Raw genomic sequence first — 13,498 nt, 5'->3', positions numbered from 1 at the left:
ACCAGCTGACTGTTATTCCCCTCTTCCAGCTACTCTGATCACTGAATCCAAGTTGTATTTCGCCAAGCTACTAAACTTCACCCAAAGAAATATTGACAGTGGCAATATGCAAGTGGCGGGATCTTTAAAGAGAGAATCCCGCCACTCTCAATATCACATTGATGCTGTCTTACTTGATGAAAAGCATCTCGCGATACTTCGGCAATGGCCACTGTTCGTCAGCGAGTTCAGCTTCAAGTGAATCCGCGTACAAGCGTACCTCGTCCATAAGTGGACGAATCGTCATTGCACAAAACTGCATATGCTCATCGGTAGATGCAAACTCCTCGCGGCTACAGACCTCGCTTAACTCTGCAACTTTCGCAATCATGGCATTGGCACTTTCAGCTGTTTTCTTGGCTACCGATCGATCCAGCTCAATACCCATAGCACCTATTGCTGCATCTGTATCAGCAAGCTCTGCCAGGTAGCGCATTGCAGCTGGATAGATGATTGTCTTGGCCATCTCAACAACCAGCTTGGCCTCAACTGCAATCGACATGATATAAATTTCGGTATAGACCTCGTAACGACTCTGAAGCTCCACCGGAGACAATACATTCGTGCGCTCAAACAGCGCTTTGACATCATCATCGCAGAGGTAGGGTAAAGCATCTGCCGTTGTAGGGAGATTCAAAAGTCCACGCTCTTCGACAGCAGCCTTGTGCCACTCAGCTGAGTAGCCATCACCACCAAAAATAACCACACTGTGTTCGTTTATTAACATCTTCAAAACTGCAATTACAGCAGCTGGCTGCTCGGAACCTTTGGCAAGTTCCGCCTCCAGTTTCTCGGACATCCAGTTTAGTGAATCAGCGAGGATGGTGTTCATTGCAATCAACGGACCAGAGACAGACTGGTTCGAACCAACAGCGCGGAACTCAAATCGATTTCCAGTGAATGCAAAAGGTGAGGTGCGATTTCTATCCCCCGAGTCCTTTGCAAACGGGATGATCTGTGACAAACCGAGATCCATTATACCGCTGGCACCTATCCCATCGAGCTTACCCTCTTTAATCTGTTCAAAAATCTGCTCTATCTCTGTGCCAAGATAGACAGAGAGGATAGCAGGAGGGGCCTCGTTAGCACCCAGACGATGGTCATTACCGGCCGATGCGATAACAGCACGTAGCAGCGGCCCAAATTGATGAACACCACGGATGACCGCACCACAAAACAGAAGAAAGTTAAGGTTCTCATGTGGGGTGTCACCAGGATCGAGTAAATTGCCCTGGGTAGCATTTCCGATCGACCAGTTAACATGTTTACCTGAACCATTGATACCTGCGAAGGGTTTTTCATGCAGCAGACATACAAAGCCATGTTTCTTGGCGATATTTTTAAGTACAGTCATTAACATCTGTTGATGATCCGCCGCCACGTTGGCCGCCTCGAAATAGGGAGCGATTTCGAATTGACCAGGAGCGACCTCATTATGTCGGGTCTTGGCAGGAATACCGAGTCGGTAGAGTGACTCCTCGACATCCTCCATGTAGACCTGCACACGCTCTGGAATCGCACCAAAATAGTGGTCATCAAACTCCTGCCCCTTAGGCGAAGGGGCACCGAAAAGTGTGCGACCGGCCAACAGCAGATCAGGCCGAAGGTTTGCAAATTTTGCATCAACCAGGAAGTACTCCTGCTCTGCACCACAACTTGAATTAAGGGGTGCCACTTCACTCTCACCCATCAATTTGAGTAACTTGGTTCCGGCCTCATTAACGGCTGCATTGGAACGTAGCAGAGGTACTTTTTTATCTAGCGCTTCACCGGTCCAGGAGACAAAAACCGAAGGAATACAGAGTGTGGCACCATTCTCTGTATCAAGAATAAATGCGGGACTGGTTGGATCCCAAAAGGTATAGCCGCGCGCTGCATTGGTTTGACGGATACCACCATTTGGAAATGAGGAGCCATCAGGTTCACCCTTAGTCAGCAGACTGCCATTGAATTCTGTTATTGCTTTACCACTTGCGTCAGTGACGATGAAACTATCGTGCTTTTCTGCTGAAGCACCAGTAAGTGGATAAAACACATGTGCAAAGTAATCAGCACCTTTGGATAGTGCCCAAGTCTTCATTGCAGCCGCCACATCATCAGCAACCTCAGGTGCAAGTGAATCACCTGTTTCCATAGTTTTCTTCATTGCCTTGAAAGCGGACTTCGACAAGGCGTCTTCCATTTTGATTAATGTAAAGACATCACTGGCCCAGATACTCTCCAAAGACTCTGGTTTTTTAACTGATATCGGTGCGCCTGTAGTGATTTCAAAAACCGCATGGGAACGTGCTGCACTCTGGCTCATATTGTTTCCTCAATTATCGTTTATCTACCGGAAAACGGTGCACCGCGTCCGTAAGATTGATGGTATAAATTATTAAACGCGAGCGATTGATATGACAGCTTGGAGCGAAGCATTGAATGGCGGGCGCTCATGACTAATCTCACGTTGATAATTAAACAGAGCAGTTTTTATGCCACAAAATAGATAATATCTATTGTCGCACACGGGGTGTGGTTGAATGGGGGGTATGTGGGCTATTTACCGCTGTTTGCCTGACCTTAGCGGCGAAAAAGATCACAATACCTGTCAGAATAATCTGGTAATTCCGGAAGAGACGCACTATCAAGGGGCGCCTGCGCACGAAACCTGTGCGTGCACTACCTTGTTAGGACGTACTAAATCCGACAACACAGATCTGTTTAATCACAAAAAGCTTTGGAGTGGCGTAGTACCCTGCCCGTCAATTCTGGTGCTTTAGATAAGACGATGACTCCGTTTATGACAGTAGTAACAATATCAATTAAATACCTTGTTGAGCTATTCAGCCACAGTGTTAAGGGCACCTCTGTATTCATAAGAGTAGCTGCGGAGCAACTATTTAGAAGCAAGTATAAATATTTATTGACAGAGATATATCCATATCGTAGAGTCCCGCTCCATCTTTTCAACTTTCAATTTTCAGGAGGCAATGAATGAATCTATTTCAACTACTCATGAGCCTCGTGTCCATTACCTTCCGGTAACTTCATCCGGTCGCTTGGACCGGGCTCCTACATAGCACTGAATATTTTACGCTGACATCTACTGGCGGCTGTGGATTATTGCGCCCTATGCAATTCCATTTTCACGCCATAGTGTAGGAATTAACAATGAAGAGATCAAAACAGTGGCTTATTGAAGCCAACAAACTATGCAGCAAACTTGACTCTGAAGATGGCATTGATCCGCGTATTCTTGCCAGAAAACGTGTACCTGCACTCAAATTCCAAGTAGTTGCGGTATCAGACGAGGTTAACGACGATGCCTATTAAACGAACAATCAGTAAAGGCAGAGTTCCGGTAAAGATCTATACAGACGAAGTGGAAGCTGAAGCCATGCAACAGCTCTACAACATTGCACAGCTGCCCTTTGTACATAACCATGTTGCTGCTATGCCTGATGTGCATTATGGAAAAGGGGCCACTGTTGGCTCAGTAATACCGACAAAGGGAGCAATTATTCCTGCGGCAGTTGGTGTAGATATTGGCTGTGGCATGAATGCTATACGCCTATCGATTAAGGCCAAGGATCTACCTGACAATCTGAGAGCCATAAGATTGGGGATTGAAGAATCAATTCCAGTTGGTTTTAACATGCATAAATCTGATCGTGTACGTCAGTCGACTATCCGCGCCCTTTCCGGGGGGCTGGACAGGATCATTAATAAGCACAAAAAGATCTATTCTCTACAGAAGAGACCTTATCAAACCTGGGTTAGACAAATTGGCACTTTGGGTGGCGGTAATCACTTTATCGAATTGTGTATAGATGAATTAGGCATCATACCAGGCAGCATGGGCGCCAAGTCGTTTATAGTCCGGGGCAAGGGCAATCCGCAGTCATTTTGCTCCTGCTCACATGGTGCAGGAAGGAAAATGAGTCGTAGTGCAGCCAAACGAAAATTTGTTGAGCAGGACGTAGTCAACCAAACTGAAGGGGTTGAATGCCGCAAAGACAAGGGAATCATAGATGAAATCCCTGATGCTTATAAAAACATCGAAACTGTTATGCAAAATCAGAACGATCTGGTTGATGTAGTACACACACTGAAACAGATTATCTGTATTAAAGGTTAGCAATAGATTTAAACCACAGGAGAACAATTATGTTTACGAGAAAAGTTAAAGAAGACAAAAAATATAGAGCAGAACGAACAGATTTCAAGAAAGGATATTGTCATGAGGAAAGAGATACTAGATGAAGTTATTGCCTGCCTGTCAGAAGAACGCACACTGTTTCACTACTTCAAGGGTCAGTATGCTTTTTTTCTGCTTTTCTGCGCCACTAAGGAGCAGTGCAGCGTCAATGCAATCAAGCAGTCACAATTTCAGCATCTGTTAAACCAACCAGATATTAAATCGCTGCTATCACACCATGGACATGGCAAACTGACACCAGAACTATTTGAGCATACCTGGAAAGAGACCAGTCAACCCTTTGTATTGACAGTCGACCGCTGGGGCAATAGTAATCGATGGGACTACCAAACAACTCGTAAAGGCTGCAACCTGGTACTTCAGCTAAATTTTTCAGAAAAGCACAATCGAGCCTATCACCGTCTTGTTAAACCAGATGATGACTATATCTTTAACTACAATGGTCATCCGGTTATGGATAGAAACAAGCGCACTCTATACCGTGACACTCTGGCCTGGGCAAGAATTGACTTTGATTTAGGCAGTAACGAAGCCTTGATAGAAGAGATACAGAGTGATTGGGTGCGGTCGGTATTGCACTGCTTAAAGGGTATCAAAATCGGATCTACACCCTGGCATTTAGAGTGGTGTAATTGTAAACAGGAAGCCTTTATTACCTATGCTGAGAAGGTTCTAGAACCATTTTACAACATCTGGTCTGAAGCCATGCTGACAGCTGCAATACGCTTCATCTATACAGAGTTGGGGATCAGAAAAATCTACTACCATACCCATGAAACTGGGCAGAGAATAAAGCAGGTCTTTGGTGGATCTCCACCTCGTTCGATCTACTCCGATCTTCCGAGGAAGTTCTGCTTTCAAATCACCAATGAAGACCCTGAGTTCATCAAGACAGATCGTGGTTTTAAACGAAAAAAACGTAACCTAAAACAGGTTGAGTGGTACAAACTGGCCTTGTAAGGAGAATTACCATGCCAAAACGGAATAGACCTATACGCAATCATGTCGCCCAATCTCCTTTACTGCGAAAAGGAGGGGTACATATAAAGTCAAAAACAGGAACACGTGTTCAGGCAAGACGTTTAACAGATAGTGCAATCGAAGAGTGGCAAGATGAGATAGACGATACAAATAACGAGTATCAACAGGAATCGGGGCAGCAGGCACGCCCCGGTTTTTTTACTTAGGGAGTCGATGATATCTCGAAAATATAGACATATTAAAGCCGATCTTTTTTGACAACCTTTGATACTTTCCATGGATTCCATTGATCTGCGTAGGATGATCTATGTATAAACTCCATAATGTAGGCATAAGTTCTAACGATCCTTAGATATAAGCCAGTGTAGAGTGGCATCAATGGCAGATAGAGAAATAGTAACAAATCCTGCTTGCGCAGTGTCTTTCTGAGCAATACCACAGCAACCATGAACTCTGCCAGATTTGCGAGGGTGTAGAGTAAATAATTAACTATTATGATATTGTGGAGCATTGCACCATAGAAAAATATTACTTGTGCAAGATAGAACCACCATTTGAAGTTGAGAAATAGGTTATAAAACAGGTTTTCAGCTGTTGCAATGAAATTACTCAACATGAAATTCGATGTTGGCAGCAAAACATCAAAATGTTTTCTTGCACGAAAACGCACCATGGACCTGTCCCAGCGAAATCTCTGTTTCGCCAGTTTACGAAAACTGGTTGGCACATTCGTATAACAGACTGCATGGGGTTCATGAACCACTTTCAGGCCAAGCTTACGTATTTTCATGGTGATATCGCCATCCAGTCCAGGACCGACATCCCAGCCACCAAGCCGATCTAGAACATCCCTGCGAAAAGCACCATAGGCACCGGCGACTATGCGCAAGATACCCAGCATTGAAGAGACCGTTCGCCCAGTAGATATCCCTTTGAAGTACTCAATTGCCTGGGTTCTGGTCGCCATTGTATCGTTAAGATTGGCGACACGGATATCACCGCCTACTGCTGCGATCTTGGAATCCTGATAGAAAGGCAGGAGGATTGTTTCGATTGAGTCGAAACGAAGTTCAGAATCCGCATCAAGATGGATTACATATTTACCCGTTGAGTAATATAGTGCTGTATTAGCAGCTGATGCCTTCCCACCACGCACATCATTACGGATAAATTGATCTATTTTTCCATCCTTGAGCAATTTTCTGCAGATAATTTCAGTATCATCATCAGATCCATCATCTACTATTACTATCTCAAGATTTTTATAGGTCTGCCTGGTCAGCGATTCAGCTAAACTTGGGATATGCTTACCTTCATTCTTTCCAGGAGCGATCACCGAGACCAGAGGCTTCTCATGGAAAAGCAGTCTCCTTGCTTCTGCCCTTCTCTGCTTGTTACGCTTTCTTCTTGGTAAATATAGCGTCAGTATAAGAACATCAAACAATACATAACGTGTAAGGTCGAATAGAAAGAAGGGCCAGAAATAGGCGATCAACTGCCCTGTACTCAAACCAGTTACAAAGTCGAAAGTATCATTCAGCATGGTTTTCGTTTAAAAACTTTTCCATAAACTCTGTCAGGTCTAAAGAGTCGTCTACACTGGTAATATTCGAGATAATCTCAGGAGTTGTTCCCAAACTGGCCTTAAGCAGTTCTGACACACCCTGCCTTAACCTCTGTTGTACAATTTTCGCATCATCAGGAGACGTTTCGGTTAACAGCATGAGAAATAGCGATTCGTTTCGACTACTGATAAGGTCTGAATTACGCAACATGGCATAAAATAGATTCGCAAGTTCCTCGTAGACCTCGCTGGTACGCTCGCCCAGCTTCAGGTAGATCTCTTCAAGTCCTTTGATATCAATAAGCAGCAAGCTTGAATTTGAAAGCTTGTAACGGATAATCCGCGCCTTCTCAACAGATATAAATCGTTCAAATAGATCAAGCGGAAGCAACTGTAGCTTACGCTCTAGTATCGAAGCAAAAAGTGAGTCGATACCAAACAGGGCAGCATTAACTCCCAGCATGCTCAATTTAAAGGCATCTATATTGCGGTGGATCTGATGTTCGGGTGGTGCAGTACGATGGCAATCATAACATGTGGTTGCAATTTCCGGCTCTTGAAAACGATGATCACAACCTCTGCAATGATACATTACCGAAGGCTTATCGTAATCGACGCCAATATGCCTCAAGCTCTGATCACATTTAGGACAGACCAGCTTTTCCTGTTGTTTGAAATCTGCCAATTCTGCTGTATACCCACAGCGAAAATGATGAACCAAATCATCTGAATCAAGCTCTTCTGATTGGCACTGAGGACAAGTCTCCTTAAAGTTCAAAAAAGCACAGCCACAACTCGCACACTGATGTGTTCGAGTAATGAATCGAGTCTGAATCAGATGTTGAGCAGATAGAAATTCAATAGTCTGCCACATACTCAGATCATTTACGCCAAACAGACTCTCTAATCCTGGATAGGTAAATCCTCCTCGACTATGAATCGAAGGGATTGGCTCAATCTCCCTATCCCTTGTATATAGGTAGCGAAGAAGCCGTAACGCCAGGTTGGTATCAGCTCTTAATTTCTGCTCTTGCAGACTGTTGATACGCCGATTAAGAGCCTCAATCTCATCCAACAGGGTTGCTGGCAATTCACGCTTCATCTGCTGTCGGCTAATGACAAAATCAGATTGATCCTGCAATGATTTTGGCAGATCTCCCCAAACACTGACTAATACAATCGGTTTAAGATAGACTGCCGGAAGCAACTTATGCCTCACCAAATTAATTATTTTTTTTGCTTGATCTTCATTTGGTGTATCAATGAGGAAATAATCAACATCCGCGCCAGCATCCAAGCCACGCCAATTAGATTCTTCTGCGCTATTCGAGAGGGGTAAGCGTAGCGGGTTTTCATCAGCCGAAATCAAGAGTCCTCTATTCATCGCTCGCCCTCTACCGTTACAGCCATTCTATCGAATTTAATCCACTCTACAGCTGTCTCATTGTTGATCGGTATAATCTTTAGACTTAGTGAACTCGCTTCAGGAGTGTAGATATCATATTCCCTTTCAGGGAATGGATATGCAGCAGCGTGAAGACTCGAAACTTTTCCTTGCGTGATCTCATTGTTTGGCAATCTGACAGCTACAGTCTGTCCGGATAGATTGGGCAAACGTTCATCTTTTTTAGAAAAGGCCTCGACCCATACTTCTGGTTTGTCCGGCATTAATGTCAGAATAGTATCTTTTCGATTGATGACCTCATACAGGTGCTGATTGACTGCCACCACTACTCCATCAACTGGTGCTACAATTCTTTCCAATCCACAATCACCTGTCTCGTCTTCTATTTGTGATTGCTGTTGAAGTTCAAATTGCTGCAGTTTTATCTCCTCAGTAATAACCTGGATCTTCATATCCAAATCATCCAGGTCACGTTGTAGTGACTGCGTTTCAGTCAATTTCCGGCGTTCAAGTTCCAACACCCTGCCAAGTCTGCGTTCATCCAGCAAACCCTGCTTTCTAGTCGCCACAATATCTCTTCTACTGTTAAGGAGTTTCAGACGTTGCTGATCTAATGCAATGGACTGTTTCAATTTGCGTAATGTTTTATCTGACTTTACAGTGCATGTTTCATTGGTTTCTAATATTACTATCTGATCTCCAGACTTTACATGCTCCCCAGCTTGAATATTGAGCAAAGTTATACGTCCACCCTGCAAAGCACTGATTCTTACCCTTTCTACACTTACCTGACCTTGCAATTCGAATGCAGTGAAGCGGTAAAAGACGAAATAGATTAAATATGTAGCTAGCAGAATAAGGAATAGAAGGTAGACCACATGGGTTAACTTTGACCATATCGACTTGGGTGCTTTACCTTCCGGCCCTACTACAACAAAGCTTTTTTTGTTTCTTATTCTCATCTACTGCCCATCGCTGAGTTCTAGATAACTGTCAATATCATGTAGCGCAAAGTGCTCCACGCCAAATTTTTTCGAGAGTTGCTCTATCACAGACTCAAGTTCAACTTCATTCATAAAATCCTCAGGCCGCAATGCAATGACAACTTTTTCGAGTGAGAGATGAGGGAGAACCTCAGCCAATCTACGCTGCAAGGTATCAACCCGTCTGATCTCATAAGCCATCAGATAGATACGATCAACTGTAGTATTGAGGTGCCGGTAGTCCTGCGGATCCCAATGTAACGGCACTGATACTGAGATTTGCCCCTGTTTACCAAGCCGACTTGAAATCGCAGAAATCAGTTGCTGGTAGCTCTCCAGATAGGTCCGTCGCTTCTGTTTAAAATCATCGAGTGTATGAGGTTCAACATCAATGTGTAGATGCCCACTGCGCTCAATCAATCGTCCCAACCTGACCAGTAGTGCTTTTTGCTTGGATTTGGTAAGCCAGCTATTGTCACCAAGCAACAGCTGAACCTTAACCCCTTTCTGTTCTGATACCCTCAGGAACCCTGATAGCTTCTTATCTTGAATCTGCTCACTGCCACTCAGAATAACCTCGTTAATACCTTTTGCACGTATAAATTCCTGAATCAATCCATTCGGAAAGCGGTTAAAACTGGCAGACCAAATATATACCGCCCTACCCCCTTCTCTAGCCCGATAAGTGCTATTTTGTAGCGGCGTAAGTGTTACCAATTCAGGACTGTAGGAGATACCCCCCCGGACAAACACCCGATGTACCCGTCTATACATCTCTTCTACAGCACGCATGAGTTCCACGGCACTTTCGATCAGGGTAGTCATCCTCGTCACAGCATGTGTAAACTCTCCTGATCCAGCCACCCATTGATGCCTTCCAATCGTACGCCTGAGCTGTTCATAGGCTGCCAGATAGCGGTAATTCTGTTTTACTACGCGCTCACGCTGCTCCAACAATTCACTATAGGCAAGCTCACTTCGTCTGAGTCTTTTTCGCTCTCCATCTTCTATCTCCTGCTGAATACCTTTTTTATGCAGATCCACAATTGACTCTGAATAACGACCAGCTGCAAGTGGCATGGAGAAGGCTGCACCAACAGTTGGACCATTTTCGCGGCTATCCTCATGCACGTTATATCGAAGATAAAAACGCAAACGCTTATCGTCATTGGAGATGCTCTGTTGATCTAAAATAGAGTGTTTTAGATTCAAAAGCCTCTCCCGCTCAGGATCATCCTGAATTCGTTGACGAATTTCTGCCATATCCAGATCCAATAGCGGGGGCATTCCAGGCTCAATTCTATCATTTTGCTGCGCCAATCCATGCTGCAGCATGCGATAGTGCTCAAGTATCGATTTCAGCTCCCTTTGACTGTCGAGAAGATCATCTAAATATATTCCCCCCATCAAGTAGCTCTCTTTTTGCAGCTCATAGAGCTTACTCAGAAAAGACTCCTTGAGGGTCAGCAGTGGCAGCCATACAGGGGCAAAACTATCCCTTGTTGCATCATATCGACAGGTTTCAAGTGATTTCCGCAGATCTAACTTTGACTGAAGTACTTCTGATTCTGCTCGGGCTTCAGCCAAATTAGCACGGTGCCGCTGCTCTCGATAGCCATCTTCGAGCACTCGCCACGTCAAGCCGACATAGGCCCGCTGACTATCTTCTGATTCGAATTCTGAGTCCCATTCATCAGTTACCCCAGCATCAAAATAGAGGCCAAGATCCTTTCTTGCCAGATCAGCTTCTGCCAAGAGCGCTTGCTCTCGATAGTTAACCGATTGAGACCTTTCACAATCGGTTTTCAAGAGATTTCTCGTTGATCGGAGAGTTGGCTGACGGGATATCATCTTGTCCAGTTCGTCAGCCAGTTGAGTAAGCCACTGCCAATATTCATCCTCCAGCGCACTACTTGGCAGAGGATGATTGTCAGCTGAAAGCTTGGTTCCTTTCACCGATACAGCATCAGAACTGGCTGTCTCTGCGAAAACGGACAGCGCAATGCAAAAAAGTATCAGGGAAGGCAGAAGTAAACGACTATAATATTTCACGTAAATATATGATAAACAGCTTTTTTTAAGAGTATGGAGTGATAACGTCAAGAGTCAAGTGAACAATTGAAAATATCTTGTAACAAAATAGATTCGGCAGTAACAAGCTGATTCTATATTTCCCGGTTTTTTATCCTAAACAACCTCCTTGACTACTGAATATGGAGCATCAAACCATCACTCATCCAGCAAATCACCTTCCGCTGAGACAACGGGTAGTCCAAAGATCCTCCAGAGCTGCATGCCGCCACGATAGTAGAGAAGCTTCTGATGAGGATAGCCTATACTGAGTAGTCCTTTGATCGCTGTCGGGGACTGTCCACACCATGGTCCATTGCACCAGAGAACGAGCAACTTTGCCTGACTGAAATCCCATTTTTCATTAACCAATTTTCCACCTAATCTCGACAGCGAATCCTCGAGTGTTATTTCGTCTGCACCCTGATCTGGGTTGAGTTGTGTGTAGGGAATATTAATTGAGCCAGGTATTGTGCCGCGCTCATGCCAATCCGTTGTTCTGGCATCGATCAATAATCCATGGTCTTGACTAAGCTCATTTTTCATAAATTCAATAAGCTCTATCTCCCCAATCGTTTTCACCTCCTTAGTGACCTGCATCGGCTGTGCACAAAAGGGAGGACAGGGACGTGAGGTGCGGGCGAAATCGAATTCCAGCATCGCCTCAGTATCCTGATTGCGGCGAATAGTGATTAGCTTTTTGCCATGTTGGATCTGAAATTCATCAATCTGCGGGGTAATGTTCACTTCCAATGAAACTGCACCAGAACTGAAAAAAGACAACCCTATTAGTAGTAGTAATAATTGTATGGCCTGGAATGTATTTATCATGGGTTAAGGGCACCTCTATTAATTGTCATCAAAATCTAATCTCAGGTTTCTCGATATATTCAAGCCATTGCCTATCCAGGTTTTCACATAACAGCTCAGCTGATACACATCTCAACTCTCCACTATCAGAATCTATCAATTTAAATCTTTTAAGTTTTTTTATTCCATCATCGATATCGAAATCGATCACACAGTCAAATTTTTCGGTCAGCCATTGCTCGCAAGCCGTATCGAGTTCAGACTTATCATTGATCGCAAGAAGATTGATCAATCCGTAGGCCAGAATGGTCTCTTTAATCTCTTCCTGACGCGCCTGATCAACAATATAGGTTACTGCCCCCATATTGTTGTCCAAATTATTGAAATAGAGATTTTGCGCCAGTGAAGCCATGTAGCGGGTTCTTTGCATAAAGACCTTATTTATCTGACGCCATAATAGTGCAGCAAAACCTCCCACAGCCATAACAATCGCCCAAGGTGATACAGCCGCTGTTAATTTACCTATGGTCGCTACCAGCCCCCCTGCAGTACCGCCCCCACCAGTTACAGCGAGTTTCAACTTATCAACTACTTTCATCCTGATTTTACAGTCAGGAAAAAGCATCTCTAGATCAGGTTTTAAAATATCTTTGAATAACTTTATATGAATTCCTGCTTTGTCCTGGTGACCCCGATAGTAGAGCAGCAGGCATATCCTTTGGTAGGTGATAAAATTAACTGTGCGCTTTTTCAGATAGCAGGTTTTCCAGTCACGAACCGCTGCCGACTGCTGACTCTTGGCCCGATAGAATAGACTGACGTATTCAAATCTATCAAAGTCAATTTTGACATCCAGACCATAGGGCGATGACTGCTCTAAAGCGAATTCAATCTGTTCTCGATTAAGCTCGGAGTAATTCGCATCACTTAACAGTTTTTTGATACGCTCGATTGACTCTGCAGGTTTACAAGTCTCAGAGGCATCAGACACCAGCTCACGATCCGGGTTGAAGGGCTGATAAACATGCTTCAGATGGACTAATTTATCAGAAAATTGAAGCGTAAGAATTCGCCTGAGCTTATGAATCACCTGAATTTGATCGGGCGATAATCCACCTTTCGCCAGTGCAGAGATTATCTCTGAAGTGGTAACAGGAATAAAATGGTCAAATTGCGAAATCTGCCTATGTTCTGCCATAAAGCCAGTAACCTTTCATCAACGTTTAGGCACCGTCAAAAACCTATGTGATAGATTTCAACTGACCACGATCTGTTTACTATCAATTAAAGTAAGGATAATCAGGCTCCAATTCACCTGTTTTATCTAGGGCCTATTCGATTAGTGTTAACAGGCCCTAGGCCCGAATGGCACTTACTTAAGCCGTTTTGGTGGGGCAGGGCCCCACCCTACCGTTCAATTCAGGGCGTAGGGTGGGGCCCTGCCC

The 13,498-nt window shown here is 44.3% G+C and carries 11 protein-coding genes; 4 read left to right on the top strand and 7 right to left on the bottom strand.

Going from position 1 to position 13,498, the window contains the following annotated elements:
- Nucleotides 1–169: 169 nt before the first annotated feature.
- A complete protein-coding gene (locus AC4IFB_RS01570) occupies nt 170–2,344 on the bottom strand; it encodes a glutamine synthetase III family protein (protein WP_490779171.1) in 2,175 nt (724 codons plus the stop codon).
- An 848-nt stretch (nt 2,345–3,192) separates the two neighbouring features.
- Here AC4IFB_RS01570 and AC4IFB_RS01565 point away from each other — a divergent pair.
- From AC4IFB_RS01565 to AC4IFB_RS01550, 4 genes are all read left to right on the top strand, one after another.
- Nucleotides 3,193–3,354, top strand: coding sequence for a hypothetical protein (locus AC4IFB_RS01565; RefSeq protein WP_490779170.1), 162 nt, complete (start codon nt 3,193–3,195; stop codon nt 3,352–3,354).
- Nucleotides 3,344–4,159: an RtcB family protein gene (locus tag AC4IFB_RS01560; protein WP_490779169.1), complete on the top strand. Its 816-nt coding sequence runs from the start codon at nt 3,344–3,346 to the stop codon at nt 4,157–4,159. The genes AC4IFB_RS01565 and AC4IFB_RS01560 overlap by 11 nt, the downstream gene beginning before the upstream one ends.
- A gap of 102 nt (nt 4,160–4,261) precedes the next feature.
- Nucleotides 4,262–5,200 (top strand): hypothetical protein, encoded by a 939-nt coding sequence (locus tag AC4IFB_RS01555; protein WP_490779168.1) that lies wholly within the window; start codon nt 4,262–4,264, stop codon nt 5,198–5,200.
- 11 nt (nt 5,201–5,211) lie between these two features.
- Nucleotides 5,212–5,427: a hypothetical protein gene (locus AC4IFB_RS01550; RefSeq protein WP_490779167.1), complete on the top strand. Its 216-nt coding sequence runs from the start codon at nt 5,212–5,214 to the stop codon at nt 5,425–5,427.
- Between the two features lie 32 nt (nt 5,428–5,459).
- Here the strand turns inward: AC4IFB_RS01550 and AC4IFB_RS01545 are convergent, their stop codons facing one another.
- The 6 genes from AC4IFB_RS01545 to AC4IFB_RS01520 form a co-directional block, all read right to left on the bottom strand.
- A complete protein-coding gene (locus AC4IFB_RS01545; RefSeq protein ID WP_490779166.1) occupies nt 5,460–6,764 on the bottom strand; it encodes a glycosyltransferase family 2 protein in 1,305 nt (434 codons plus the stop codon).
- Nucleotides 6,754–8,169: a TackOD1 domain-containing metal-binding protein gene (locus tag AC4IFB_RS01540; protein WP_490779165.1), complete on the bottom strand. Its 1,416-nt coding sequence runs from the start codon at nt 8,167–8,169 to the stop codon at nt 6,754–6,756. The genes AC4IFB_RS01545 and AC4IFB_RS01540 overlap by 11 nt, the downstream gene beginning before the upstream one ends.
- Entirely contained in the window at nt 8,166–9,152 is a 987-nt protein-coding gene (locus AC4IFB_RS01535) for an HlyD family secretion protein (protein WP_490779164.1), read from the bottom strand. Before AC4IFB_RS01535 ends, AC4IFB_RS01540 begins: the two co-directional genes overlap by 4 nt.
- Complete coding sequence (locus tag AC4IFB_RS01530; protein ID WP_490779163.1) at nt 9,153–11,129, bottom strand: hypothetical protein; 1,977 nt, start codon at nt 11,127–11,129, stop codon at nt 9,153–9,155.
- Between the two features lie 273 nt (nt 11,130–11,402).
- On the bottom strand, nt 11,403–11,990 hold the full coding sequence (locus tag AC4IFB_RS01525; RefSeq protein ID WP_490775484.1) for a rhodanese-like domain-containing protein: 588 nt from the start codon (nt 11,988–11,990) through the stop codon (nt 11,403–11,405).
- 112 nt (nt 11,991–12,102) lie between these two features.
- Complete coding sequence (locus AC4IFB_RS01520) at nt 12,103–13,251, bottom strand: DUF3754 domain-containing protein (RefSeq protein WP_490775452.1); 1,149 nt, start codon at nt 13,249–13,251, stop codon at nt 12,103–12,105.
- Between the last annotated feature and the right edge of the window lie 247 nt (nt 13,252–13,498).

Source organism: Candidatus Thiodiazotropha sp. AKIB8, from assembly GCF_058244675.1.
Note: the sequence above shows the minus strand (reverse complement) of the source record. Positions and strands in the feature narration are given on the sequence as shown.